The organism is Mycetocola reblochoni REB411 (assembly GCF_900163835.1).
Classification (GTDB): Bacteria; Actinomycetota; Actinomycetes; order Actinomycetales; family Microbacteriaceae; genus Mycetocola_B; species Mycetocola_B reblochoni.
Genome location: NZ_FUKR01000006.1, coordinates 21,695 through 47,616 on the forward strand (window position 1 = coordinate 21,695; position 25,922 = coordinate 47,616).

The 25,922-nt window shown below is 75.4% G+C and carries 14 protein-coding genes; 12 read left to right on the plus strand and 2 right to left on the minus strand.

Annotation, left to right across the window (positions count from 1 at the left end; all coding sequences use genetic code 11):
- Nucleotides 1-51: 51 nt before the first annotated feature.
- The 11 genes from FM119_RS00950 to FM119_RS01000 all read left to right on the plus strand — a co-directional run bounded on the left by FM119_RS00950 (nt 52) and on the right by FM119_RS01000 (nt 23,418).
- On the plus strand, nt 52-1,038 hold the full coding sequence (locus FM119_RS00950; RefSeq protein WP_087135825.1) for an ABC transporter substrate-binding protein: 987 nt from the start codon (nt 52-54) through the stop codon (nt 1,036-1,038).
- Between the two features lie 4 nt (nt 1,039-1,042).
- Nucleotides 1,043-4,456 (plus strand): AMP-binding protein, encoded by a 3,414-nt coding sequence (locus FM119_RS00955; protein ID WP_087135826.1) that lies wholly within the window; start codon nt 1,043-1,045, stop codon nt 4,454-4,456.
- The gene (locus FM119_RS00960; protein ID WP_087135827.1) at nt 4,453-12,738 is read left to right on the plus strand and encodes a condensation domain-containing protein; all 8,286 of its coding nucleotides are present in this window, start codon (nt 4,453-4,455) and stop codon (nt 12,736-12,738) included. Before FM119_RS00955 ends, FM119_RS00960 begins: the two co-directional genes overlap by 4 nt.
- Nucleotides 12,735-16,895 carry a non-ribosomal peptide synthetase gene (locus FM119_RS00965; RefSeq protein ID WP_087135828.1) on the plus strand — a complete coding sequence of 1,387 codons (4,161 nt, stop codon included), beginning with the start codon at nt 12,735-12,737 and terminating at the stop codon, nt 16,893-16,895. Before FM119_RS00960 ends, FM119_RS00965 begins: the two co-directional genes overlap by 4 nt.
- A complete protein-coding gene (locus tag FM119_RS00970; protein WP_087135829.1) occupies nt 16,892-17,083 on the plus strand; it encodes an MbtH family protein in 192 nt (63 codons plus the stop codon). The genes FM119_RS00965 and FM119_RS00970 overlap by 4 nt, the downstream gene beginning before the upstream one ends.
- Nucleotides 17,076-18,389, plus strand: a complete 1,314-nt coding sequence (locus tag FM119_RS00975; RefSeq protein WP_179205143.1) for an MFS transporter — start codon at nt 17,076-17,078, stop codon at nt 18,387-18,389. Before FM119_RS00970 ends, FM119_RS00975 begins: the two co-directional genes overlap by 8 nt.
- Nucleotides 18,386-19,276, plus strand: coding sequence for a siderophore-interacting protein (locus FM119_RS00980; RefSeq protein ID WP_087135831.1), 891 nt, complete (start codon nt 18,386-18,388; stop codon nt 19,274-19,276). The genes FM119_RS00975 and FM119_RS00980 overlap by 4 nt, the downstream gene beginning before the upstream one ends.
- Nucleotides 19,273-20,220 (plus strand): thioesterase II family protein, encoded by a 948-nt coding sequence (locus FM119_RS00985; RefSeq protein WP_179205144.1) that lies wholly within the window; start codon nt 19,273-19,275, stop codon nt 20,218-20,220. Before FM119_RS00980 ends, FM119_RS00985 begins: the two co-directional genes overlap by 4 nt.
- The gene (locus FM119_RS00990) at nt 20,217-21,275 is read left to right on the plus strand and encodes a FecCD family ABC transporter permease (RefSeq protein WP_087135833.1); all 1,059 of its coding nucleotides are present in this window, start codon (nt 20,217-20,219) and stop codon (nt 21,273-21,275) included. The genes FM119_RS00985 and FM119_RS00990 overlap by 4 nt, the downstream gene beginning before the upstream one ends.
- Nucleotides 21,272-22,450 carry a FecCD family ABC transporter permease gene (locus FM119_RS00995; RefSeq protein WP_087135834.1) on the plus strand — a complete coding sequence of 393 codons (1,179 nt, stop codon included), beginning with the start codon at nt 21,272-21,274 and terminating at the stop codon, nt 22,448-22,450. The genes FM119_RS00990 and FM119_RS00995 overlap by 4 nt, the downstream gene beginning before the upstream one ends.
- A 104-nt stretch (nt 22,451-22,554) precedes the next feature.
- A complete protein-coding gene (locus tag FM119_RS01000; RefSeq protein WP_121657526.1) occupies nt 22,555-23,418 on the plus strand; it encodes a 4'-phosphopantetheinyl transferase family protein in 864 nt (287 codons plus the stop codon).
- 82 nt (nt 23,419-23,500) lie between these two features.
- On the opposite strand, the gene FM119_RS13445 is transcribed toward FM119_RS01000, so the two are convergent.
- Nucleotides 23,501-23,812 (minus strand): hypothetical protein, encoded by a 312-nt coding sequence (locus FM119_RS13445; RefSeq protein WP_143822588.1) that lies wholly within the window; start codon nt 23,810-23,812, stop codon nt 23,501-23,503.
- A 233-nt stretch (nt 23,813-24,045) separates the two neighbouring features.
- Here FM119_RS13445 and FM119_RS01010 point away from each other — a divergent pair, with 233 nt between their 5' ends.
- On the plus strand, nt 24,046-24,546 hold the full coding sequence (locus tag FM119_RS01010) for a VanZ family protein (protein WP_121657525.1): 501 nt from the start codon (nt 24,046-24,048) through the stop codon (nt 24,544-24,546).
- 35 nt (nt 24,547-24,581) lie between these two features.
- On the opposite strand, the gene tuf is transcribed toward FM119_RS01010, so the two are convergent.
- On the minus strand, nt 24,582-25,775 hold the full coding sequence (tuf, locus tag FM119_RS01015; protein ID WP_087135838.1) for an elongation factor Tu: 1,194 nt from the start codon (nt 25,773-25,775) through the stop codon (nt 24,582-24,584).
- Nucleotides 25,776-25,922: the final 147 nt, after the last annotated feature.

The window sequence follows — 25,922 nt, forward strand, 5'->3', positions numbered from 1 at the left end:
CCACCGCAGCACCACACCGCACTGCACCACACAGCACAGGAAGGCACCACCATGACCCGTCCCCCCACCCGCCGCCGCACGGCCCTCGCGGCGACGCTCCTCACCTCGGCGCTCGTCCTCACCGGCTGCAGCGCGCAGTCCGCCGACGATGCCGGAACGACCTCCAGCTCCGAGACCGTCTCCGTCGACACCGCCTTCGGTCCCGTCGACATCCCCGCCGAGCCGGGCACCGTCGTCGCGCTCGAGGGCGCGGTCGGACCGCTGCTGAGCGCGGGGATCACCCCCGTCGCGACGGCAGACGGCGACAACCCTGAGGGGCTGCTTCCCGACGAGTACGACGCCGTGAAGGATCTGCCCATCGTGCTCGGCCCCGACGGCTGGGACTACGAGGCCATCTCCGCCGCCGAGCCCGAGCTCATCATCGGCTTCGTTCGCGCGGGAACGACGGAGGAGATCTCCCCGGAGTCCAGGGACGAGTACGAGCGCCTGTCCGGCATCGCCCCGACGGTGTTCGTCCTCGCCGAGGGGTCCGCGTCGACGAAGGACGCGACCCTGGAGATCGCCGAGATCGTCGGCTCCGGCGCCGAGGCGGAGAAGGCGAAGTCCGAGTACGACGCCAAGGCGGCGGAGATCGCCAGCGAGCACGCGGATGTCCTCGATCAGGTGACCTTCGCGCCCATCGACCACTACGAGGGCACCGTGACCGTGTACACGCCGATCTCCTGGCTCGGCGGCATCCTCACCGACGCCGGGGCCACGATCGACCCGATCGCCGCCGAGGTGACCGACAGCAACGGGGTGGACATCTCGACCGAGGAGCTCGGCACGCTGAGCGACGACAGCGTCATCCTCACCGAGAAGACCGTCGACGGACAGCCGGGCCTCGGGGCCGAGGAGCTGGAGTCCGTGCCCACGTACACGGAGCTCCCCGCCGTCGTCGACGGGCGCAGCTTCGGCGTGAGCTACTTCTTCGCCGACCGCTACGAGACCGGCATCCTCGTCCTCGACCAGCTCGACGGCATCCTCGACGAGCTCTGAGCCGATGACCCCCTCCCCCTCCACCCGGAACCCGGCCGTGCGCATCCCCGCGGTGCTGCCCGCGGAGCCCGCGCCGCTTCCGCTCACCGGCTCGCAGCGCGGGATCGTGGCGGCCTGCCTGGTCGACCCCTCGTCCACCGACTTCGTCGTCGGCGACGTGCTGCACCTGGCCGGTCTCCCCGCGGGCGCGCCGGGGCAGGAGCCGCACGGCGAGCTGCGCAGTGCGATCCTCGGCGTGCTCGCCGAGACGCCCTGGCTGGGGTTCCGGGTGTCCGGTGCCGGGGAGGGGGACGCCGCACGGCTCGTGCCGGGGAACGGGGTGACCCTGGAGGTCCATGACGTCAGGGGCGACAACGACGCCCTGGCGCTCGCACTGGCCGCCGCCCGCACCGACGCCTCCACCCCGCTCGCGCCGGATGCCGACTGCCTCGCCCGGCTGCGGCTGTGGCTGCTGTCCGACGACGAGGCAGCCGTGTCGCTCGTCGTGCACCACGTCCTGCTCGACGGCTACGGCGTGCACGCCGTGCTCCGGCGCTTCCTCAGCGCGTACCGCTACCTCCGCGGCGAGGGCGAGCTGCCCCGCCCCTGGACCGACCCCGCCGAGGTCGTCGCGCTCGAGGCCGCCTACGCCTCCTCCACGCGGGCCGAGGAGGACAGGCGGCACTGGGCCACGGCCCGCCCCGCCGCGGAGGCGGTGCACTCGTTCCAACTCCCCCGCGACCCCTCGGCCCCACCCGCGCACGCCGAACCGCTCGTCCTGCACCTGGGGGCGGGGCCGGAGGAGCTCGCCGAGCGCACCGGCACGACCTTCGTCGACGTCCTCGCCGCCGCGCACGCGATCGCGCTGTCACGGTGGTCGGGCGCGAGCCGCGTCGTGCTCGGCGTTCCGCTGATGAACCGCACCGGTGCCGCGGCCGGGGCGCCCAGCTGCACGGTCAACGTCCTCCCGCTCGCCCTGACCGTGGACAGGGGGGCGGACGCGCGCGCCCTGCTCGCCGAGGTCGCCGCCGCACGGCGCCTGCTGCGCCGGCACGGACGATACCGCGCCGAGGAGCTGATGACCCTGCACGGCCACCTCGCCGAGGGGACGACGGCGACCGGCACGGAGCTGAACGTCAAGCTCTTCGAGGCGCCGCCGCGGGTGGAGGGGCTGAGCAGCCGCGTGATCCCCGTCGCCGAGGGCCCGGTCGACGACGTGTCGATCTCCGTCCTCGCCGACGAGGCGGGGCTGCAGCTGCACCTCCGCGCCCCGGAGGGGAGCTCGCGGGAGGCGCTGCGCGCCGTCGCCGACCTCGTCGTCGACGGCGTGGCCTCGCTCGTCGACGCCGCCGAGGGGGAGCCCCTCGCCGCAGCCGCCGCCCGCATCGCCAGCGCCCGGCTCACCGCCGCCGGTTCCCGTTCCAGCACCGGCACCGGCAGCGGCACCGGCACCGGCAGCGGCGTCTCGGTCAGCCCCGGCGGGCCCGCGCCCCAGCCGCCCGCCCCGCGGCTGCACGAACGCCTCAGCGCCGCGGCCGCCGACCACCCCGACCGGGCGGCCCTCCTCCACGGCGAGCAGCTCTGGACGCATGCCCGCCTGCACGCCGAGGTCCGCACGCGGATGGCGGTCCTCTGCACCAGGGCCGCCGTCGGCCAGCCCGTCGTCCTCGGCCTGCCCCGCGACGCCGACGGCCTGGCGTGGTACCTCGCCGCGGCGGCCTCCGCCCGGCCCGGGGTGCCCGTCGACCCCGCCTGGCCGGCGAGCCGGACCGCGGCGATCACCGCCCACCTGACGGCCGCGGCCCCGGACGATGCCGCGCCGATCGTCCTCACCCCCGCGCGCGCCGCGCGCTGGCTCGCCGCGAGCGCTCCCCTCGACGACGCCGCGGAGCAGGCCCTGCGCGACCGGCTCCGGGCGATCCCCGACGACGCGCTCGCCTACGTGATCCACACCTCGGGGTCCACGGGAGCGCCGAAGCCGGTCGCCATCACCCAGGCCGGCCTCGCCCGCCACCTGCACAGCTACGGCAGCCACATGTGGGGCAGGCCCCTCCCCGGAGGCGACGGCCACGCGGAGCACCGGTCGGCGCTCACGCTCCCGCTCGTGTTCGACGGCTCCTGGGACATGCTCAGCGCCCTCAGCTGGGGGCACGGCGTCGTCCTCGTCGACCATGCCGTCGCCCAGGACCCGCGCGCCTGCGTGCAGGAGATCCGGCGCACGCGCGCGACCGCGATCGACTCGACGCCCACGGTCGTCGCGGCCCTCATCGACGACGGCCTGCTCGCGGACGGGCACAGCCTCACCCAGATCAACGTCGGCGGCGAGGCCTGCCCCCCGGCCCTCTGGGAGCGCCTCCGCGCCGCGCGCACCTCCGACGGGCGGCCGATCAGGGCCCAGAACTACTACGGCCCCACCGAGTCGACGGTCGACGCCACCCGGCTCGTCTCCACGGACCCCGACGACACGGCGAGCGCCGCCGTCGCAGCTCACAGCGGCGGCTCGGCCATCGGCCGCGCCGTCGAGGGCACGAGCGCGATCGTGCTCGACTCCTGGCTCCTGCCCTGCCCGCACGGGGCCAGGGGCGAGCTCTACCTGGCGGGCGAGCAGCTGGCGGCGGGCTACCTCGGTCTGCCCTCACGGACCGCGGAGCGCTTCGTCGCCCACCCGCTGAGCACCGACGGCTCGCGCCTGTACCGGACGGGGGACGTCGTGCGGATGCTGCCGAGCGGGCACCTCGTCTACGAGGGCAGGAGCGACGACCAGCTCAAGGTGCGCGGCTACCGGATCGAGCCGGGCGAGGTCGAGGCCGCGCTCGAACGGCTCGACGGGGTGCGCCAGGCGCTCGTGCGCGCGGACGACAGCAGGCTGCTCGCCTGGGTCCGTGTCGACGGCGACGCGGGAGCCGGCACGGACGGCGACGCTGCCCGTGCCGAGCCGCTCCTCGACGCCGCCTCCGCCGTGCTGCCCGGCCACCTGCTCCCCGCCGCGATCGTGCCCCTGACGACGTTCCCTCTGACTCCGACGGGGAAGATCGACGTCGCCGCGCTGCCCCGCCCCGCGCGGAGCGAGACGGGCAGGGCGGCCGGTACCGCCGCCGAGCGTGCCGTCGCGGCCGCGTTCGCCACGGTGCTCGACATCGACCCTCCGGGTGCCGACGCCGACTTCTTCCGCCTCGGCGGGGACTCGATCCGAGCGATCCGCCTCGTCTCCCTGCTGAGGGAGGGCGGCTGGGCCACGAGCGTGTCCGACATCTTCACCCGGCGGACGCTGGCCCGGATCGCCGAGGCGTGCACCACGGCGCGACCCGCGGCCGAGGCGGAGCCGGAAGGGACTGCCCCCGGCGGTGCCGAGCTGCTCACCGACCCGGGCGCGCTCGCCGCGGTGACCGCCCTGCTGCGCTCACGGACGACACGACCGGAAGGACGACTCGACGGATGACCACCCCCCTCCTCTGGCCGACCACCCCGCTGCAGCGGGGCCTGCTCGCCTCCCCCACGGCCTACCTCGGCCGGACCGTGATCGCCGTCGACGGGCCGCTGCGCCCCGAACGCTTCACCCGCGCCGTCACCGCCCTGCACGAGGCCTACCCGCAGCTGAACGCCGGCTTCCTCGTGACGGCCGACGTCGAGCCGACCCAGTTCGTGACCGCGGTGGCCCCCCGAGTGAGCACGACCGTGCTGGACGGGGACGTCGACGACGCCGAGCTCGACCGGAGGGCGGAGGGCATCGCCGAGGCCTGGGCCCTCGATCCCGTCGAGCTGAGCGACCCCCCTGCACTGCGCTGGCATCTCCTCACCACCGGTGCACGCGGCCGCATCGTCCTCGTCGCGCATCACGCCGTGCTGGACGCCTGGTCCGTTCCGCTGATCGTCGCCGAGCTGGGGCGGCTGTCCTCGGACGTTCCCGGGCCGGCCCCGGCGAGCTGCGACTACGCCGCGCACCTGCAGCTCCTGCAGGGCGCGGACCGCGCGGCCGCCGCGGAGCACTGGCGCGACGCGCTCGGCCACCTCACGCGGCTGAGCGTCCCGCGCTGGCTGGAGCTGCCGGGGGCGGACGGCGCCGGCACGGCGACGGCCCCGCAACCGCCCACCGCGAGGACGACCGCGGAGGAGGTCCTCGACCCTCGTCTCACAGCCCGCATCACCGCCCGCGCGGAGGAGAGCGGGCTCACCGTCGCCGACGTGCTCCGTGGCGCCGTGGCGCTCGCGGTCGACTGGCTCTCCGGCGCGCAGGGAACCCCGCTGGTCACGCCCGTGCACGGCAGGGACCCGCGGCTGCCGGGGGTGGAGAACACGCCCGGCCTGTTCACGGACTCGGTGATCGCCGGGCATCCCTGCCGCCCCGGTGCGCTCGGGGACGCGCTCGCCGAGCACGCGGCCGCGTGGGCGGCGGGGCTGGACCACCACCACGTCGGCCTGTCCGGGATCCTCGGCGCGCTGGGGATCGCCGACCCGTCGCGCGTGCTGTACGCGCACGAGGTCGACGCCGGGCCCGTGTCCTCACCGGTCGCCTACGACGACGGGGAGACGGCCACGCTGCGGCTGCTCCGCGTGGAGGACACGACCCACTACCCCGTCGAGGCGACGACCGTGCTGCGAACCGCCGGAGGGGACGGTCCGACCGTCGCCGTGCGGGTCGACGCCGACGAACGGCTCGCCCCCCGGTCGGCCCGGCGGCTCGTCCACGCGATCACCGTGCTGCTGCGCGCCCTCGCGGACGCGCCGACGACGCCGCTGAGCGCGCTCGACCTGCGGCTGCCGGAGGACGCCGTCCTCGCCAGGACGTCGGCGGCGGCCGACGGCCCCGGCGACGCCGCCACGGCTCCGCTCCTGCCCGAGGCGCTGGCGACGGCGCTGGCCGCCGCACCGTCGGCGACCGCGCTGGTCACCGATGAGGGCAGCTACACCGCGGCCGAGCTGTCCGCCGCGATCGCCGAGACCGCCGGACGGCTGCTGGCCGCCACGTCCTCCGCGGGGAACGCCGACGCGGGCCGCGGCGAGCGCCGGCCCCTCGTCGCGCTCCAGCTGCCGCGGACGGCCGCCGCGGTGATCACGCTCCTCGCGGCGGTGAGCGCCGGGCTGCGGTGCCTCGTCCTGGACCCGGCGATGCCGCCACGGCTCCTGGACGAGACCCTGGACGAGCTGGACGCCGCCCTCCTCATCGACACCGACGGCCTGCACCGGCGCGGGGACCACGGTGCCACGGCCCCGGAGGGCGCCCCGCCCGCGCCCCACCCCGTCCGCGGAGGCGACACCGCGTTCATCGTGCTGACCTCCGGCTCCACCGGGCGCCCGAAGCCCGTCGCCGTGCCGCACCGGGCCATGGCCGCTCTGCTCGACCACCACCGCACGCGGCTCTGGAACGACAGGGTCCGGGTGCTCGCCCACACCAACGCGCTGCACTTCGACGCGCACTGGGACGCCCTGCTCGGGCTGTTCGACGGCCGCACGGTCCGACTCGTCGACACCGCCGTCCTGCTCGACCCGCGTGCGCTCGCACTGCTGCTTGAGCGGGAGCGGATCGACTACCTCGACATCGGCCCGGCCGTGTGGTCGTCGCACCTCGCCGCGGGGACGATCCGGCGGTTGCCGGCCGTCTGCGTCGCGGGCGGCGAGGCGTTCCCTCCCGAGCTCTGGCGGCGGATGGGGTCGCTCGCTGCGGCGCAGCGGCGGTACGGCGGCCCCGCGGCACGCGTGCTCAACCTGTACGGCCCCACGGAGAACGCCGTCGACGCCCTCCTGGCCGACGTCGCCGACTCGGACGAGCCGCGCGTGGGACGGCCGGTCGGCGCGACGACGGCGCGCGTGCTCGACGACTGGCTCCGGCCCGTGGCTCCGGGGACGGAGGGCGAGCTCTACCTCGGCGGGGACCAGCTCGCCCACGGCTACCAGGGACGAGCGGCGCTCACCGCCGAGCGGTTCGTCGCCGGGGACGGTGGCGAACGCCTCTACCGGACGGGCGACAGGGCCTGGCTCGACGAGGACGGGTCGCTGGCCCTGCTCGGGCGCAGCGACGAGCAGATCGCCCTCAACGGCTTCCGGATCGAGCCGGGGGAGGTGGCCGCAGCGCTCAGTGCCCTGCCCGGCGTCGCCCAGGCTCACGTCGCGGCGCTGGCGCACCCCCGCGGGGGTGCGCGCCTGGTCGGCTGGGTGGTGCCCGCACCCACCGCGGAGGGCGAGGCGGTCGCCGCGGCGCCGGCCGCGCTGCGTGAGGCACTGACGGCGCGGCTCTCGCCCCACCTCGTCCCGACCAGCGTCCTCGCGGTCGACGGCTTCTCCGTCACGAGCAACGGCAAGCTCGACGTCCGCGCCCTGCCCCGACCGGTCTGGGCGGAGGAGCGGGCGACGCCGCAGACGACGGATCAGCGGCGGCCGTGGCCGGACGGCACGGGTACCGCTCCGGCGGCGACGTCCGGCGCCACGGCGGCGCTGCTCCGGGCGACCGAGCACGTCCTCGGCACCGCCGATGCGGGCAGCAGCCTGCTCGCGCTCGGCGGGGACTCGATCTCGGCGATCCGGGTGTGCGCCGCCCTGCGGCGGGAGGGCTGGACCCTCGCTCCGTCCGCCCTCCTCGACGGCTCCCCCCTCGCGGTCGCCGCCGGCCGGGCCGACGCGCGGAACGGGGGCTCCGACGCCGACGCCGTCACGGGCACAGACACAGACACCCGCTCCAGCGGGGACGCCGCCGTCCCCGGCCGCCGCGCAGGCGACCCCCCGAGGACGGCTCACCCCTGGTCCGCTGGTGCGCCCGGCTCGGCACTTCCCGCAGAGATCGCCGCGGGCCTGCCCGACGGCGCGGGCGTCGAGGAGGTCCAGCCGCTCGGCGGCTCCGCCACCGGGATCTACGTCACGGGCATGCGCGCGGGCGGCGACGACCCCTACCGGACGGCGACGCTGCTCCGGGTGGACGGTCTCGGCCCCGACACCGACGCCGCGGCGCTGGCGACGGCGTGGGATGCCGTCGTCCTCGCCCACCCCGCACTCCGGGTGGTGGCGGTCCAGGGCGCCGCCGACCTCCCCTCAGCCGTCGTGATCGACCGGTCGACGACCGTGCACCACGTCGTCGAGGCGTCCGAGCAGGACGCCGAGGCGGCCAGGACACGGGCGCTCGCGCTCGCACTGTCCGAACAGGACCTCGCGGCCGGCCGGCTGAGCGTCGCGGTCTGGCTGCGGCTGACCGGTCCCGACGGCTCCGTGCGCGTCGAGCTCGCTCTCGGCCTGCACCATCTCCTCGCCGACGGCTGGACGACCCCGCTCCTCGCCGCCGAGCTCGCCCGCGCGCTCGGCGGCCTGCCCCTCGCACCCGAGCGGGTGTGGCTGGACTATCTGGCCTGGCTCGACGCGCAGGACGACGACGCCTGGCGGCGGCTGTGGCGCGAGCGGTTCCCCTCCGACGGGCCCGTGACGCTGCTCGCCCCGTCCCGCGACGCGGGTGCGGCTCCGGGCACGGCAGAACGCCGGATCGCGCGCTGGACCCCCGGCGCGGCGGCCACCGCGGCTCTCGGCTCGGCCTGCCGCTCGGCGGGGGTGACGACGGCCACCGCCGTGCAGGCTGCGTGGGCGCTGACCCTCGCCGAGCGCACGGGTCGCGGCCGCATCGTGTTCGGCCTCACCGCGGCGGGAAGGGGCGTCCCGCTCGACGGCGTCGAGGATGCCGTCGGTGCCTTCCTCACCACCCGGCCGATGGCCGTCGACACGACGCCGCCGGCACCGGAGCTGTTCGCCGCGATCGTCGCGGAGACGGCGGCCACGGAGGAGGCCGCCCACCTCGGGCCTGCGGCGATCGCCGCGGAGACGGGGACCCGGTACGACTCGCTCGTCGTGGTCGAGGCCGAACCGCGGGCGGCGCGGGGACGGCCGGACCCGGGCGAGACCGCCGCGGTGTCGGTCGTCCCCGTGCGCGGCGAGGACGCCTCCGGCTTCCCCGTCACCCTGACGCTCGGACACGGCCCGACGGGCACGAACTACGAGGTGGAGCTGGACCACGCGGGCGCCGACGACGACACGGCCGCGGAGCTGGTGTCCGCGTTCGCGCGACGGCTGGCCTCGCTCCTCGGCGTCACGCTGCCCCCGATCACGGTGACGACCCCGCGGCAGCTCGGGACACCGCCGGGCCCCGGTGACGCCGCCCCTGCCGCACCCGCCGCCCTCCCCGAGGCGGCGGAGGAGGGTTCGGCTCCGCTCGACGAGGTGCGCCGGGTCATGGCCGCGGTGCTCGGCGTCGGCGAGGTCGGCGCGCACGACGACTTCTTCGATCTCGGCGGCGACTCGATCCTCGTCATGGCACTGGTCGGGGCGCTGCGCCGGGCGGGCCACGACGCCGCCGTCGCCGCGGTGTTCCGCGGCCGGACGGCGGCGGGCATCGCCGCCGCGTCGACGCCTGTCGCGTTGCCCCCTGCCGGCTCGCCGCCGGCTCACGGCGGGAATGCGGAGCCGCTCCCGCTCACCCCCGCGCTGCGCTGGTATCGCGACCACGTGGGCGACTCCGACGACCCGTTCGTCCAGTTGCGCGTCGTCGCGCTGCCCACAGGAATCCCGAACTCCCGGCTCGCCCGTGCCCTGGACGAGCTCGTCGCCCGGCACGAGGCACTCCGGCTCCGGCTCATCGACGGCGGGGAGACGGTGCGGATCGCCGAGCCGGCCGCAGCCGGAGGGCGGGGGCTCCTCGTCGACGGAACCGGTGCGGACGACCCGCTCGCGACCGCCCGTGCCGCGGCCGGACGGCTCGACCCGCGCCGCGGTCGCCTGCTCGCCGGGGTGCGTCTCGACGGAGATCGCCTCCTGCTCATCGCCCACCACCTCGGTGTCGACGCCGTGTCGTGGCCGATCCTGCTCGCGGAGCTGCGCGAGCTGAGCGAGGGCCGCCCGCTCCGGGCCGCGCCGTCGTTCACGGCCGCGGCACACGCGCTCGCGCTGGCCGGTGAGGCACGGCGACCGCAGGCCGAGGGGATCGCCGCCGTGCTGGCCGGGGCCGATGCCGCCCAGTGGGAGGAGCACGCCGCGCACTCGGGCGATGCCCCGATCCCTGGCGCCGCGGCTCAGGAGCCGGCGGCGGGGGCAGGGGCGGATGCTCCGGCGCTGTCGACGGTCGCACAGGCCAGGCGCCTGACCGTCGCCATCGGTGCCGAGGCGACCGGGGCGCTGCTCGCCCGCACGGATCGGGCGCTCCCCCTGGACGTCCTGCTCGCCGCCGCGGCCGCACGGGCAGCCGGTCGGCCGCTCACCGTCGAGTTCGAGGGCCACGGGCGGCCGCTCGACGCGACGGGCGACGCCAGGGACGACGTCGACCTCGCCGGGACCGTCGGCTGGTTCACCTCGACGTGGGCGCTCACGCTCCCCGGCCCGGCGGGCGCGGACCAGGGGTCGCACCTTGCCGCGTGCGCCGCGGCGGCGGCCGCGGTCCGCCGCCTCGCCGACCCCATCGCGCTGTGCGACGTGCGGCCGCCGCGGACCCCGGAGCTCCTGGTCAACTACCTCGGCTCGGAGGGACGGGCGGACCCCGGCCCCTCCTCCGCGTGGGACGTGGTCGACGATGCGGCAGAGCTGGAGGACGCGCTCGGCCTCGGCGGCTCGCTGCGGGCCTCACACGCCTGGGAGCTGAACGCGGGCCTGTCCGGTGGCGAGCTGGTCCTGCATTGGCAGTGCGCGGACGACACCGTGTCCGACGCCGAGGTGGAGGAGCACATCGCCGCGACCGTCACGGCCCTGCACGCTCTGGCGGGGCGGACGCCCGACCGCGCCCGGCCCCCGGCGGTCGCCGGGGCGGACTCGGGTGCCGACGCGAACACCGTTGTCGACGCCGCACGGACCGCGGCCGGCACGCCCCTCGACCTCGTCGGCCTCAGCGGACGGCGGCTCGCGGCCCTCGCCGCGGAGGGCGTCGACGGTGTCTGGCCGCTCAGCCCCGCGCAGACCGGCATCGCGCTCGAGAGCATCACCGACCCCCACGGCCGCTACCTGGCCAGGACCGAGCTCGTGCTCGACGGGCCGCTCGACGCCGACGCGCTCCGCGCGGCGGTCGACCGGCTGGCCGCCGCCGAGCCCGCACTCCGGATGCGCCTCGTCGCGGAGGGGCGCGGACACGTGCTGACCTCGGCCACGACGTCAGCCGTCCGGCTGCGCGTCCTCGACGCCGCCGAGGCGGAGGCCTGGCTGTCGTCACCGCTGGACGTGCTCGGCGACCCGCTGCTGCGCTGGGCGCTCGTACGGGAGTCGCCGCGGCGGCACCGGCTGGTGCTCGCCGACCACCACCTCGTGCTCGACGGCTGGTCCGTCCCCCGCGTCGTCGACAGGCTGTTCGCCCACTACCGCGCGGAGCTGGCCCGAGGGGACGCTCCCCCCGGCCCCTCCGCGTGGCGGGGCGGCCTCGCCGACCTCGTGCTGACGCGCACCGGATCGGCACGTCCCGCCGCGCAGGCCGCCGAGGAGTGGGAGCGCGTGCTGCCTGTGGCCGCCGGCGGCGCGCTCGTCCCGGCGGCGGAGGGCGAGCACGTGGCCGCCGAGGCAGCGATCAGCGCCGACCTCGCGCTGGCGGCGAGCACTCACGGGCTCTCCGCGGCCGAGGCGGTGTCCCTGGCCTGGCTGAGCGTGCTGGCCGCCCTGTCCGGCCGGTCCCGGGTGGTCGGAGGCCAGGTGGTCTCCGGCCGCTCGGAGGCGAGCACCGACACGATCGGCATGCTGCTCGGCACCGTGCCGATCGCCGCGGCCCTCGATGCCCCGACGCTGACGGACACGGTCGGCTCGCTGAGCGCGACGACCCGGCTCGCGCAGACCGTCGTCGACGCCCCGCTGACCAGGCTCGCCCGCGCCAGGGGCGAGGCGGTCCTGTTCGACACCCTTCTCGTCGTCGAGAACTACCCGTCGCCGGCCGGGGCCGACCTCGCCCCCGGCGTGCACCTCGTCGAGGTGTCCGGCGAGGACGACACCCACTACCCGCTGTGCCTCACGGTCGAGCTCGCGCCGACGCGCCGGGAGGCCGAGGGCGACCGCGCGCTCGCCTCGGGCTCGGGCCCGGGCTCGGTGGCAGCGGCCTCCGTCACGGGGCACTCCGTTCCGGGGGCGTCCCGGCACACCGTCGGCTCGCTGCGCCTCGACCACGCCTCGGGGCTGTTCAGCACCGAGGCCGCCAGAAGCGTGCTCGCGGCCGTCGACGCGGCGGTCTCCGCCTTGGCCCGCTCCTCAGCGGGCACCGACCCCGCGGTCCTCGTCGACGCGGCGAGCGCGGCCCTCACCGCCGAGGCGCAGCGGGCGCTCGACGGGGAACGGGGCGGTCCCGGGGGGACGGCGCCGGACGGTGCCGCGCCCCGCGTGGCGGCCGAACCCGCGCCGGGCGCCCTCGACGCCGTCCTCGACGCGATGACCGAGACGATGGGGCTGTCCGTGAGGCCGACGGAGGACTTCTTCTCCCTCGGCGGCGACTCGCTCACGGCCATCGCCCTCGTCACCGCCGTGCGGTCCCGCGGCTGGGAGCTGACACCCGCGATCGTGTTCGGGCACCCGACGGCGGAGCGGATGGCGGCGCAGCTGCGTCCGCTCGCGGCGGAGCCGGCCACGCCGCCCGCGCCGGCCGACCCCGGCATCCGGCTCGACGATGCGGGCGCGCAGGCCCTCGGCGCCCTGCTGGCGGGCATCGAGGGGCTCGGCGGGCTCAGCGACCTCAGCGGGTTCGGCAGCTCCGGCGGCACGACGACGAACGACGACAACGACGGAGGAACACCATGACGACCACTCCCGCCGTGCAGCTCTGGCCGCTCGCCCCGCTCCAGGAGGGGCTGCTCTTCCACGCCCTCGGCGACGACTCCGCGCTCGACGTGTACACGATGCAGTCCAGCTACCGCTTCACGCCCGCACCGGGCAGCGATGTCGTCGCCCGCGCCTGCGCGGCACTGCTGGAACGACACGAGGTGCTGCGCGCGGGCTTCACCACCGCGGTGGCCGAGCGGCCCGTGCAGTTCGTCCCCGCCACGGTGCGTCTGCCCCTGGTCGTCGAGGACCTGCGCGGCCTCCGCCCCGACGAGGTCGAGCCGGCCCTCGACCGCATCCAGCGCAGGGAACGCCAGACCCGCTTCGTGATGGACCGGCCGCCGCTGATCCGCTTCGTGGACGTCCGGCTGCCGGAGCGCGACGGCGCACCCTCCTCGATGCTCGTCGTGACCAACCACCACATCCTGTTCGACGGCTGGTCGGACGCGCTGCTGGTCACCGAGCTGCTCGCCCACCTGGCCGCCGGGGGCAGGGACGAGACGCTTCCTCCGCCGCCGTCGTTCCGCGACTACCTCGGCTGGCTCGGCGCGCGCGACACGGAGGCGGCAGCCCGGAGCTGGCGGACCGCGATGGACGGGGTCCGCGGCGGGACGCTCGTCGCGGAGAGCGCGTCGTCCGACACGGTGCTGCCCGGGGTCGTCGAGCGGGACCTCGGCCCGCGGCTGACCGCGGCCGTCGACGCACTCGCGCGGCGCTGCGCCGTGTCCGTGTCGACCGTGTACTCGACCGCCTGGGGCCTGGTGCTGCGGGCGCTCACCGGGTCAGACGACGTGCTGTTCGGGACGACGGTGTCCGGCCGCCCGGCCGAGCTCCCCGGCGTGGAGCGGATGGTCGGCCTCTTCCTCAACACCGTCCCCCAACGGGTCAGGGTCCTGCCGCACCGCAGCGTCGCCGAGCTGCTCGTCGAGAGCCAGCGGATGCAGGCGGCCGTGCTCGACGCCCACCACGTAGGGCTCGGCGCGATCCAGCAGGCGGTCGGCGTCGGGCCGCTGTTCGACACCCTCTACGTCATGCGCAACACCCCGGAGGACGACGAGGGGCTGGACGCGCTCTCCGCCGCGACCGGCCTCACGGAGCTGGAGGGCGGCGACGCCACCCACTACCCGCTCACCGCGATCGTCCACCCCGGCCGCGACACCCGCCTCACCCTCAGCTATAGGGAGGACGCGTTCTCGGCCGCCGACGCCGAGCGCATCGTCGCGGCCCTGGGCCGGACCCTCGCGGCCATGACCGACGACCACAAGGCCCCCGTCGGCTCGATCAGGGCGTGGCCGGAGCCGGTCGCGGACGTGCGACGCGGTTCCGGGACGCTCGGGCCCGAGTCGCTCGGGCCCGAGTCGCTCATCGCCCTCCTCGAGCGCTCCGCGCGGGCCCACCCGGACCGCATCGCGCTCATCGACGCCGACGGACCGCTCAGCTACGCGCAGCTGTGGACCGGCATCGTCGACACGGCGACGGCACTCGGCGACGCGGGCGTCAGCGCGGGGCAGCTCGTCGGCATCGACCTGCCGCGGGGCTCGGCGACCGTGGTGGCGATCCTCGGCGTCCTCGCGCGCGGGGCCGCCTACGTCCCCGTCGACCAGTCCCACCCCGCCGCGCACCGGGCGGCGCTGCTCAGCGGTGCGGGGGTGCGCTGCGTGCTCGCGGCCGGGGACGCGGCCGACGCGAGCGTCCCCGTCGTCGCCGTCCCCGCGGCGGCCGAGGTGACGGCCCCGCCGTCCGCCACGACCGCGGACGAGCTGCACCCCGGCTACCGCCACGACGACCTCGCCTACGTCATCCACACCAGCGGGTCGACGGGCGCCCCGAAGGCCGTCCAGATAGCCCACGCGGGGCTGGTCAACATGCTCGACAACCACCGCAGGCGGATCTTCGAGCCGGCCGGCGCCGACCCGTCGACGCCGTTCACTGTGGCGCACGCCGTGTCCTTCGCCTTCGACATGTCGTGGGAGGAGCTGCTCTGGCTGGTCGACGGGCACACCGTCCTGGTCCTGGACGAGGACACCCGCCACGACCCCGCACTCATGGTCGCCGCGCTCGAGCATCACCGGGTCGACGTGGTCAACGTGACGCCGTCGCTCGGCCAGGTCCTCGTGGAGGCCGGGCTGCTGCGCGGGCACAGCCCCCGCCTCGTGCTGCTCGGGGGCGAGGCCGTGACGTCCGGGCTCTGGGAGACGCTCCGCGACGCCCCCGGCGTGGTCGGGTACAACCTGTACGGGCCGACCGAGTACACGATCAACACCCTTGGCGGCGGCACGGAGGACTCCCCCACCCCCATCGTGGGACGGCCCATCGACCGCACCGAGGTGCACGTGCTCGACTCCTCCCTGCACCCCGTCGCCGTCGGCGTGCCCGGCGAGCTGTGGGTGACGGGGATCGGCCTGGCGCACGGCTACCGCGGCAGACCGGGCCTGACGGCCGAGCGCTTCGTCGCCTGCCCCTTCGGCCCCGAGGGCGCGCGGATGTACCGCACCGGCGATGTCGTCGTCCAGCGCCCGAACGGCCAGCTCGACTTCGTCGGCCGCGGGGACGACCAGGTGAAGATCCGCGGCCACCGGGTCGAGCCCGGCCAGGTCCAGGCGCTCGTCGCCCGGTCCGCGCTCGTGGCCTCGTGCGCGGTCGTGGCCAGGACCGCGCCGTCGGGCGGAAGCGTCCTCGTCGCCTACGTGGTCCCCTCCGCCACCGACCCCGGCGACCCCGGCGACCCCGGCGCCGGAGAGCTGGCCGATCGGCTGCGCTCGGAGCTGCGCGCGCAGGTCCCCGAGCACCTCGTCCCCTCCGCCGTGGTCACGCTGGACGCCCTGCCGCTGACGGTGAACTCCAAGCTGGACGTCCGCGCCCTGCCCGAGCCGGAGCTCGGCACGGGCGCGCGGGTCCCGGCCAGGACACCGCTCGAGCAGCAGCTGTGCGACGCCTTCGCCTCCGCGCTCGGCGTGGACGAGGTCGGAGCGGAGGACGACCTGTTCGCCCTCGGCGGGCACTCGCTCACCGCCATGAGGGCGGCGAGCCTGGCGACGGCGAGCACCGGCAGACGCGTCTCCGTCGGCGCGGTCATGGCCGCCGCCACCCCGCGGGCTTTGGCGGGACGGGTCGGCACCGCCGCCGACCCGCACGCCGTGCTGCTCCCGCTCGGGACGGGTGGCGCGGGCGGTCGTCCCGGCCGTGCGCACCGCTCCGGCGCCGCCGCAGCGATGCCAACGGTCTTCGTCCACGGTGCCCTCGGTCTGGGCTGGTCGTTCAGCACCCTCGCCGCCCGTCTGCCGGGTGCCCCCGCCGCGTGGGCGCTCCAGTCCCCCGGCCTGAGCGGCTGGCCGGACGGCGTGCCGGCCACCGCAGCACAGCTCGTCGGGCCGCTCGCCGCCGCGGTGGACGAGGGCACGCGCCACGCCAGGGGTGACGGCGGGCTGCGACTGGTCGGCTGGTCGTTCGGCGCGCACCTCCTCGGTCACCTGGAGGCGGCCCTGGCCGATCGCGGCGTCTTCGTGACCTCGGCCGTGCTGCTGGACCCTGGCCCGCCGTCGACCGCCGAGGCCGCGGCCGCCCCCGACGCCGGGGGCACGTCCGATACGGCGCTGACGGACGGCCAGAGGCACGAGCCCGCCGCGGAGCAGGAGGCCCTCGCCTTCCTCGTCCGCGCCTCGGGCTCCGAACCGCCGGAGTGGCTCACACCCCCGTACCGGCGTCGCGAGGTGCTGGCGCACCTGGCCGAGGGCGCCGGGGTGTTCGCGACGTTCAGCGAGCAGGAGCTGGAGGCGATGCTCGACTGCTTCGCCGTCAACAGCCGGCTGCTCGCCGGTCTCCCCGCGCGCCCTCCGCGCGCCGAGACCGCGCTCGTCTCGGCGACGATCGGCACCACCACGGCGGAGCTGGACCTCGCCGAGCGCGGGTGGTCGGGGCTCGCGGCGTCGGTCGGGTCCACGCTTCGCACACTGCGGCTCGACGTCGACCACGACTCGTTCACCACGCCCTCCGGGGCCGAGCAGCTCATGCGGCTGCTCGCCCACGAGGACGCCGACACCGCCGGGGACGCACCGCGCTCCTCCCCGGCCCCCACCCCTCCACACGACAAAACGACCACCACCACGACCACGACCACGACCACAGGAGAGTCATGAACCCCTTCGACGATCAGACGGGAACCTTCCTCGCCCTCGTCAACCCCGCCGGCCAGCACAGCCTCTGGCCGGAGTTCGCCCCGGTCCCCGGCGGCTGGACCGTGGTGCACGGCCCGGGCGCCAGGGACGAGGTCCTCGCCTGGATCGATGACAACTGGGCGGACATCACCCCGGTCGTCGATGCGTAGCTTCCTCGCCGAGTGGGGGATCGACGTCGGGCTGCTGCGCTCCAACCCGATCTTCCGCACCCTGTTCATCGGCCGGCTCGTGGCGGTCTTCGGGCTGTCGATGCTGTCGGTGACGGTCTCCATCCAGGTCTTCGAGCTCACCGGCTCGTCGCTGCAGATCGCCCTGGTCACCTCCGTGCTGGGGGTCTGCTCCGTCGCGGGATCGTTCATCGGCGGTGCCGTCGCCGACCGCGTCGACCGCAGGACCGTGATCCTCGTGGCCCGCGGCGTCGCCGCCCTCGGCTTCGCCGCGCTCGCCGTCAACGCCATGCTCCCCGGCGCGACCCTGCCCTGGATCTACCTGATCACCGCCGTCGACGCCGCGGTCGCGTCGGCGGGCGCCGCCGCGTTCGGGGCGGCCGTCCCCGCGGTGGTCGACCGGAAGGACCTGCCGTCGACGGGGGCCGTCATGGCACTGAGCATCGACATCGGCTCCGCGCTCGCCCCCGTGCTCGCGGGCGCGCTCATCGCCTCGGCCGACATCGCCACCGTCTACTGGCTGGTGCTCGCCCTCGCCGTCGGATCATGGCTGGTGCTGTTCCGGCTCCCCCCGCTGCCGCCGCGCCACGACGACGCGGACGACGCCCCCGTCACGCCGGGCCGGCGGCGCTCGATCCGGGCCCTCGCCACGGCGGGCCTGCACCGTCTCGGACAGCAGACGGCCCAGGCCTGGCGCTTCTCGCGCGGCGACCGGGTCGTCGGCACCGTGCTGCTGATCGGCTTCATCCAGATCCTGCTGGCCTCGCCGTTCGCGCTCATCCCCGAGTTCGTCACGACCCGCCTCGGCGGGGGCACGACCGAGATCGGCCTTCTCTACGCCGCCCCGGCGGTCGGGGCGCTCGTCGCCGGGCTCGCCTCCGGCTGGATCACCCGGGTGCGACGGCTCGCGACGACGGCGGTGGTCGTCTTCGCCGCCTCGGCCGTCTGCATCGGCGCGCTCGGCCTCAGCTCCTGGCTCTGGGCGGCCGTTCTCCTGCTCGCCCTCGCGGGCGCGGGCGACGTGGTCGGCGAGATCGTCCGATTCACGATCCTGTCCGCGCGCACGCCGGACCACCTCCGCGGCCGCATCACCGGTCTGTGGCAGGCTCAGGCCACGGTGGGAGACACCCTGGGCGGTCCGCTGCTCGCCCTACTCGCCCGCGCGGTCGGCCCCGGACCGGCCATCGCGCTCGGGGGGTTCCTCGCCGCGGCCCTCACCGCGGCGACGCTGCTGCGGGCCCCCGTCAGAAACCACCGTCACGACCCGGAAGAGGACACCACACGATGACACGCAACCCCATCATCCCCGAGGCACCCCGCGGCCGCTGCTGGACCGGTGAGACACCCGACACCGACGGCGAGTTCAGCTCCGCGTTCTGGTTCGAGCTGAAGCCGCGGACCCTCACCGTCGAGGAGGTCGCCGCTCTGTCCCCCACGCTGGTGCGGATCCGGTTCAGCTCCGACGACGACTTCGACGGCTTCCCGACGGCCGGGCCCGAGGACCACGTCAAGCTGTTCTTCGACGTCGACGAGGCGGGCGCTCCCGTGCTCCCCTCGATGGCGAACGGCCGCTGGTCGCCGCGCGGCCTGACGTTCCGCGACTACACGATCCGCTGGTTCGACCGCGACACCCGTCGCCTGGACGTCGACTTCGTGCTGCACGACCACGGCGTCGCCGGGCGCTGGGCCATCGACGCCGCCCCCGGCGACCGGATCGGCGCGCTCGGCCCGCGCGGGGCGCACGTCATCGCGGACGTCTTCCCCTGGTACGTGCTCGCCGCCGACGAGACCGCCCTGCCCGCGCTCGCCCGCTGGGTGGAGGGCCTGAGGCCCGGCGTGCCCGTCACGGCGTACGTCGAGGTCGACGACGAGGCATCGCACATCCCGCTGCCCACCGAGGCCGAGCTGACCGTGGTGTGGCTGCACCGCTCGGACCCGGCGTCCCCGAGCACGCGGCTGTCCGATGCGGTCATCGCCCACGACTACCCCGACCTCGACGGCTTCGTCTGGGTCGCCGGCGAGGCGCTGAGCATCAAGCCGGCCCGGCGATTCATCAAGTCGACCGGTTTCGACCGCGACCACTGGGACGTCGACGGGTACTGGCGCCGCGGCGTGGCCAACCTGGACCACCACCAGGACGACGACGAGGACGAGACCCCCGGCGACGCCTCGTGACCGGGCTCGGACCGACGGCGTCACCGGCGCTGCGGGCGCTGTCGGCGTCGGGGCCGGGGGCGGGGGCGCACGCCGCCGCGGTGGTCTGCTTCCCCCCGGCCGGGGCGGGGGCGTCGTTCTACCGTTTCCTCCCCGAGGCGATCGCCGGGTCCGCGGGGGACGAGCCGACGATGGGCAGGACGGGGACGACGGCCGTGCCGTCCGTCTTCGCCGTCCAGTACCCCGGGCGTGAGAGCAGGACGGGTGAGCCCGCCGCGACCGGGAGGGCCGCGCTGGTCGACGAGGCCGTCGACGCGATCCTCCGCGTCCTCGCTCCGGGCAGCCCCGTGGTGCTGCTCGGTCACAGCCTCGGCGCGCAGCTGGCCTACGAGTGCGGCCTGCGGCTGCGCGAGCACGGCAGGACCCCGGACGCCCTCGTGCTGTCGGCGCGCGCGGCGGACACGGTCCCGCACACGGCTCCTGACCCGCGGTCGGCCACCGACGACGAGCTGCTGGACTGGCTGCTGACGCTCGGCGGCACCCCGCGGGTCGTGCGCGAGCACCCCGAGCTGGCCGCGCTCGTCGCCGACGCCCTGCGGGCCGACCTGCTCGTCTCCGCCGACCCCGGACCGGTCGATCCGGCACCGCTGACGATCCCCGTCCTCGTCCTCGCCGGGGACGCCGACCCCGCCGTGCCGATCGGCGCGACGGAGGGCTGGGCGCAGCGGAGCACGGCGGCCGTGACGACGCTCCGGCTCGCGGGCGATCACGATGCCATCCGCACCGACCGGAGCTGGCTCCCCGCGCTGGGCCGCCTGCTCGCCCCCGCCGGACTCGCCGACGCTGGACGCGGCGACACCGGACGCGCCGACACCGGATGCGACGTCGGGCGCGACGGCACTCGACGCGACGACACCCCGGCGAGCCCGCCCCGGACGTCCGCCGTGACCGGCGCCCGACGATGACCGGCTCCGGCGCGGCGGCGACGTCCGCGCGCACCGCCACCCGACCGGGCGCGCGGGCGGATCGGCCCAGACGACGACTGCTTCTGTGGTCGGCGCTCGTGCTCCTGCTCGTCGCCGCGACCGCCGCCAGCATCGCCGTCGGCACCCACCCGCTCCCGCTCGACGCCGTGGCGTCGGCCCTGGCCTCCCCCGACACGGCACCCGCCGCGGACACGGCGATCGTGTGGGGCCTTCGTCTGCCACGCACCGTGCTCGGCCTGGTCACGGGGGCGTGCCTCGGACTCGCCGGGGCGCTCGCCCAGGTGCACACCCGCAACCCGCTCGCCGACCCCGGGCTGCTCGGCGTCACCTCGGGTGCGGGGCTGGCCGTGGTGGCGGGGATGGCGTTCCTCGGGCTCACCTCCCCCGTCGCGGCGGTGTGGCTCGCGCTGCTCGGCGGGCTCGCCGCCGGGGCGGTCGTCCTGGTGATCGCCGCGCGCGTCCGCGCCTTCGGGCAGCTGACGACGCTCATCCTCACCGGTGCGGTCACGAGCGCGCTGCTCGGAGCCCTGAGCACCGCGATCCTGCTCACCCACGAGCCGATCATGCGGTCCTTCCAGGGCTGGTCGACCGGCTCCCTGCTCGACCGCCCGCTCGAGCTGCTGCCCGCCACGGCACCGCTGCTCGTCGCCGGGCTCGTGCTGACACTCCTGAACCTGCCCGCCTGGTCGTCGCTCACCCTCGGCGACGCGCTCGCCGAGGGTCTCGGCCGCAACGTCGCCATCGACAGGGCCGTCGGCGTGACCGCCATCGTGCTGCTCGCGGCCGTCGCGACCGCGATCGCCGGTCCGATCGCGTTCGTCGGCCTGTTGTCTGCACACCTGGCCAGGGCGCTCGCGCGGGGGTCCGCGGTCGCCGGCGTGCTGCTCGCCGCACCGTGCGGTGCCGCCCTGCTGCTCGCCGCGGACGTGCTGGGACGGATCGCCGCGCCCGCGGGCGAGCTCTCGGTGGGCGTCGCCGTCGCCGTGGTCGGCGCCCCGGTGTTCGTCCTGCTCGCGCGGGCGGCCACGCGATGACCGCCCGCGACGCAGCGACGCACCGTCCAACGCAGACGCGGACGCGGACGCGGACGCGGCGTCCCCGGCGCCTGATCGTCGCGGCCGCGCTCGGCGCCGTCGGGCTCGGCATCGCGCTGCTGTCCCTGTCGACCGGCGAGTCGACGGTCCCGCTGTCCGTCGTGGTGGACGCGGTCGTCGGACGCGACACCGCGGGGGCCGGGTACATCGTCGCGGAGTTCCGTCTGCCCCGCGTCCTCGGCGCGGTGCTCGTCGGCGTCGGACTCGGCGCGGCGGGGGCGGTCACCCAGTCGCTGCTGCGCAACCCGCTCGCCAGCCCCGACATCATCGGGGTCACCTCCGGTGCGAGCACCGCGGCGGTCGTCGCCCTCGCCGCCACGGCCGGCCTCGCCTCCTCCCCCGCGGGGGCCGTCGCGGGGATGCCCGTCGCCCTGGCCGCACTGCTCGGCGGGCTGCTCGCGGGCGCCCTCGTGCTGGCGGGGGCGTGGCGGCGCGGCCTCGAGCCCGGACGGGTCGTGCTCGTCGGACTCGGCGTCAATGCGGGCTTCGGGGCGTTGACCTCGTGGGTGCTGCTCCGCGCCGAGCTGCCCGGCCTGCAGACCTCCCTCGTCTGGCTGACGGGGAGCCTCAACAACGCCAGGATGACGACGATCCTCCCGGTCGCCCTCATCGTGCTGCTCGCGCTGACGCTGCTCGCACTCGGGTCGCGCACGCTCGGCATGCTCCGCTACGACGCCCGCGTCGCCGCCGCGCTCGGCGTGCGCGTGTCGGCCGCGCAGCTCGTGCTGCTCGGGCTGGCGGTCGTCCTGGCCTCGGCCGTCACCGCCGTTGCCGGACCGGTGCCCTTCGTCGCCTTCGTGGCCCCGCAGATCGCGCTCGCGCTGTTCCGGACCGAGGGCCCGCCGCTGGCGTACTCCGCGCTGCTGGGGGCGGTGATGATGCTGGCGTCCGACCTGATCGCGGCGCGGGCGTTCGCGGTCCCGCTCCCTGTCGGCATCGTGACCGCGGTGCTCGGCGTCCCCGTGCTGCTCTGGATCCTGCTGCGCGCCGGCCGGCGCGAGCGCGGTCGTGGGCGACGAGGCCGGCGCCGGAAGCGGGGGCAGCTCGAGCGGCGGGGGCGAGGCGGACGTGAGCGGTCAGGCCGGCCCGAACACGGTTCGGGCGCCCGACGATGAGAGCGCTCAGCTGGTCCCCGCTCCCGCCCGCTTGCGCGGGAGGGATTCCTTCGCTGCTCACGCTGACCGCGGCCGCGGAGTGCGTCCGCCCGGACGCAGGGCGCATGCCCGGACAGCGAACATCCGCGGAGGGTGAGACGTCCCCGGAGCCGACGACGCGGCCCTCGACACGGCCACGTGCGCTCGCGCCGCCCGAGGCGCCCACTGCGCGCGTCGGGATCGACAGGATCGACAGGATCGACGGGATCGACGGGGTCGACGTCTTCCTCGCCGACCTCGACGCCGCCGCCGTCACCGTTACCGGAACACCGTGTGAGCGGGCCCCCGCACCCCTCGGGCACAGCCTGCAGGAGTGGGCGCTCGCGAGAACCGACGTGCTCTCCGCCGAGGAACGGCACCGCGCGGCCCGGCTGCGCCTGCCCGCCCTCGCCGCACGGTGGAGCGCCGCGCACGTGCTGCTGCGAATCCTGCTCTCGGCACGGACGGGCGTTCGGCCACAGGACCTCCGCTTCGCCACGGGCGAGCACGGCAAGCCACGCATCGATGGCTGTGGCCCTCACCCGCCCTCGTTCTCGCTCTCCCACACCGGCCCCCACGTCCTCCTCGCCGTCGCGACCGGCGGCGTGGAGCTCGGCGTCGACATCGAGTCGGCCATCGGCGTGGCGGCGGCCCGCGACGTGGCGGCCGCCCTGCACCCGCGGGAGCGCGCCGAGCTGGACGCGCTCGGCGATGCCGCTCTGCCGACCGCAACCGCGCGCGCATGGACACGAACGGAGGCGGCGCTCAAGGCACTCGGGACCGGGCTGAGCCGTGACCCCTCGATCGACTACCTCGGCACCGGTCCGCAGCCGGCGCAGCCGAGCTGGCTCGGCGCGCACGGTCTCGTCAGCGATCTGCCCGCTCCGCCCTCCGCGGCACGGGTCCGTGCGGCGATCTGCGTGCTCCCGGCCCCGGGGGAGAACCCCTGACCGTCGCTCGCGGCCGGCGCTGACACGCGGGAGGGGCCCCGGCTCGATGAGCGAGACGGGGCCCCTCCGTGTGCGAGCGACGTCAGCTGATGGACGGCGTCTCACTGCTCGGCGGCGTCTCGCTGCTCGGCGGGGTGCTGCTGCTCGGAGGCGTGGGCTTCGACCAGTCGCACCAGGAGTGGATCCAGTCGAGCTTCTTCTGGATGATCGACGACACGATGTCGCCCTTGCCGTGGTCGCCCCAGCCGAAGGTCGTCTGGACCTGCGTGGCCGCCGCCCCGCTCGCCGGAGCGGCCTGGGCCGCCCCCGCCGCGCCGAGCGATCCGATCGCCAGTACCGCGCCGACGCCCGCGGCAACCGCGGTCCGTCGGATGACGTGTGAGTTCTGAGACATGTGTCTCCCCCTTGTGTGTACGCCGGCTCTGCCGGCTGGACGCACCGCAGCCGTCTGGATGCGGCGGTCGCTCCCCCGATGCGCGACATCGCGCTGACGTCCCCCGTTCGGGGGTGGCGACGGCGACAGCATATGCCCTCCCACCGGCACGGTCCGCGGACTTATCCACGGTCACCGGAGGACGTCCGGCGGTGGCCCCACCGTGCGCCGACCGCCCCGTAGGCTCGTGGTTCGTGACCCCAGGCCCGTCCCCCTCCCTACGCCGCGGCCGTTCCCCCCGGCAGACGCTGCTCGTCGCGGCCGGCGTCCTGTGCCTGGCCGCGATCGCCGCCATCTGCCTGTGGCCGCAGCACGTGGACGCCGAACTCCGCGCCCCGCTCGGTGGATGGCTCGACTCCGCGCACCGGAACGGGCTGCCCTCCTGGATCGGCTACGCCACGGTCGAGTCGCTCGCCAACGTCGCGCTGTACCTCCCCGCGGCCGCCATCGCGGGCGCGCTCGTCCCACCCCGGTTCGTGCCCGCCGTGCCCGTCGCCGCGCTGCTGCTCTCTGTCGGAGTCGAGCTGACCCAGGATCTGCTCCTCCCCGGGCGCACCGGGGATCCGCGCGACGTGCTCGCGAACACCGCGGGCGCGGCCATCGGTGCCGCGATGCTGCTGCTCATTCGTCGGCGACGACGTCGACGGGCGGGCACCGCCCCCGCCACGGAAAAAACACCCGGCCCCGGAGCGTGAGCTCCGGGGCCGGGTGAAACCAGCAGTAAGGCTACTTACTTGTTGATCTTGGTGACGGTACCGGCACCGACGGTGCGGCCACCCTCACGGATCGCGAAGCCGAGGCCCTCCTCCATGGCGATCGGCTGGATCAGCTGAACGCTCATGTCGGTGGTGTCGCCGGGCATGACCATCTCGGTGCCCTCGGGCAGCGTGATGACGCCGGTGACGTCGGTGGTGCGGAAGTAGAACTGCGGGCGGTAGTTCGTGTAGAAGGGGTTGTGACGCCCACCCTCGTCCTTGGACAGGATGTACGCGGTGCCCTCGAACTCGGTGTGCGGCGTGACCGAACCCGGCTTCACGACGACCTGACCGCGCTCCACGTCCTCGCGCTTGGTGCCGCGGAGGAGCAGACCACAGTTCTCGCCGGCCCATGCCTCGTCGAGCTGCTTGTGGAACATCTCGATACCGGTGACCGTGGTCTTCTGCGTCGGGCGGATGCCGACGATCTCGACCTCGGAGTTGATCGCGAGGGTACCGCGCTCGGCACGGCCGGTGACGACGGTTCCACGACCGGTGATCGTGAAGACGTCCTCGACGGGCATGAGGAACGGCTTGTCCTTGTCGCGCACGGGGTCGGGGATCGAGTTGTCGACCGCCTCCATGAGCTCGAGAACGGCGTTGACCCACTTCTCGTCGCCCTCGAGAGCCTTGAGGCCCGAGACGCGGACGACGGGAGCGTTGTCGCCATCGAAGTCCTGGCTGGAGAGCAGCTCGCGGACCTCGAGCTCGACGAGCTCCAGGATCTCCTCGTCGTCGACCATGTCGGACTTGTTCAGCGCGACGAGCAGGTAGGGAACGCCGACCTGCTTGGCGAGCAGAACGTGCTCGCGGGTCTGAGCCATCGGGCCGTCGGTGGCGGCGACCACGAGGATCGCGCCGTCCATCTGAGCGGCACCAGTGATCATGTTCTTGATGTAGTCAGCGTGGCCCGGGGCGTCAACGTGAGCGTAGTGACGCTTCGGGGTCTCGTACTCGACGTGCGAGATGTTGATGGTGATACCGCGCTGACGCTCCTCCGGAGCGGAGTCGATCGTCGCGAAGTCGCGCTGAACGTTGGTGTCAGACGGGTACTTGTCAGCCAGAACCTTCGAGATCGCCGCGGTGAGAGTGGTCTTACCGTGGTCGACGTGACCGATGGTTCCGATGTTGACGTGCGGCTTGGTCCGCTCGAACTTGGCCTTAGCCACTGTGGGTCCTCCTCAGGACTTCATGTAGCACAGGAACGAACGCTGGATTGCGTCCGGCTGACTACGGGGTGTGTATTTATGTTACGGGATTCGGCTGGGCGGATGAACCCACCCGGTGCCGGGGGCGCGACCTCACGGGCACGCCCC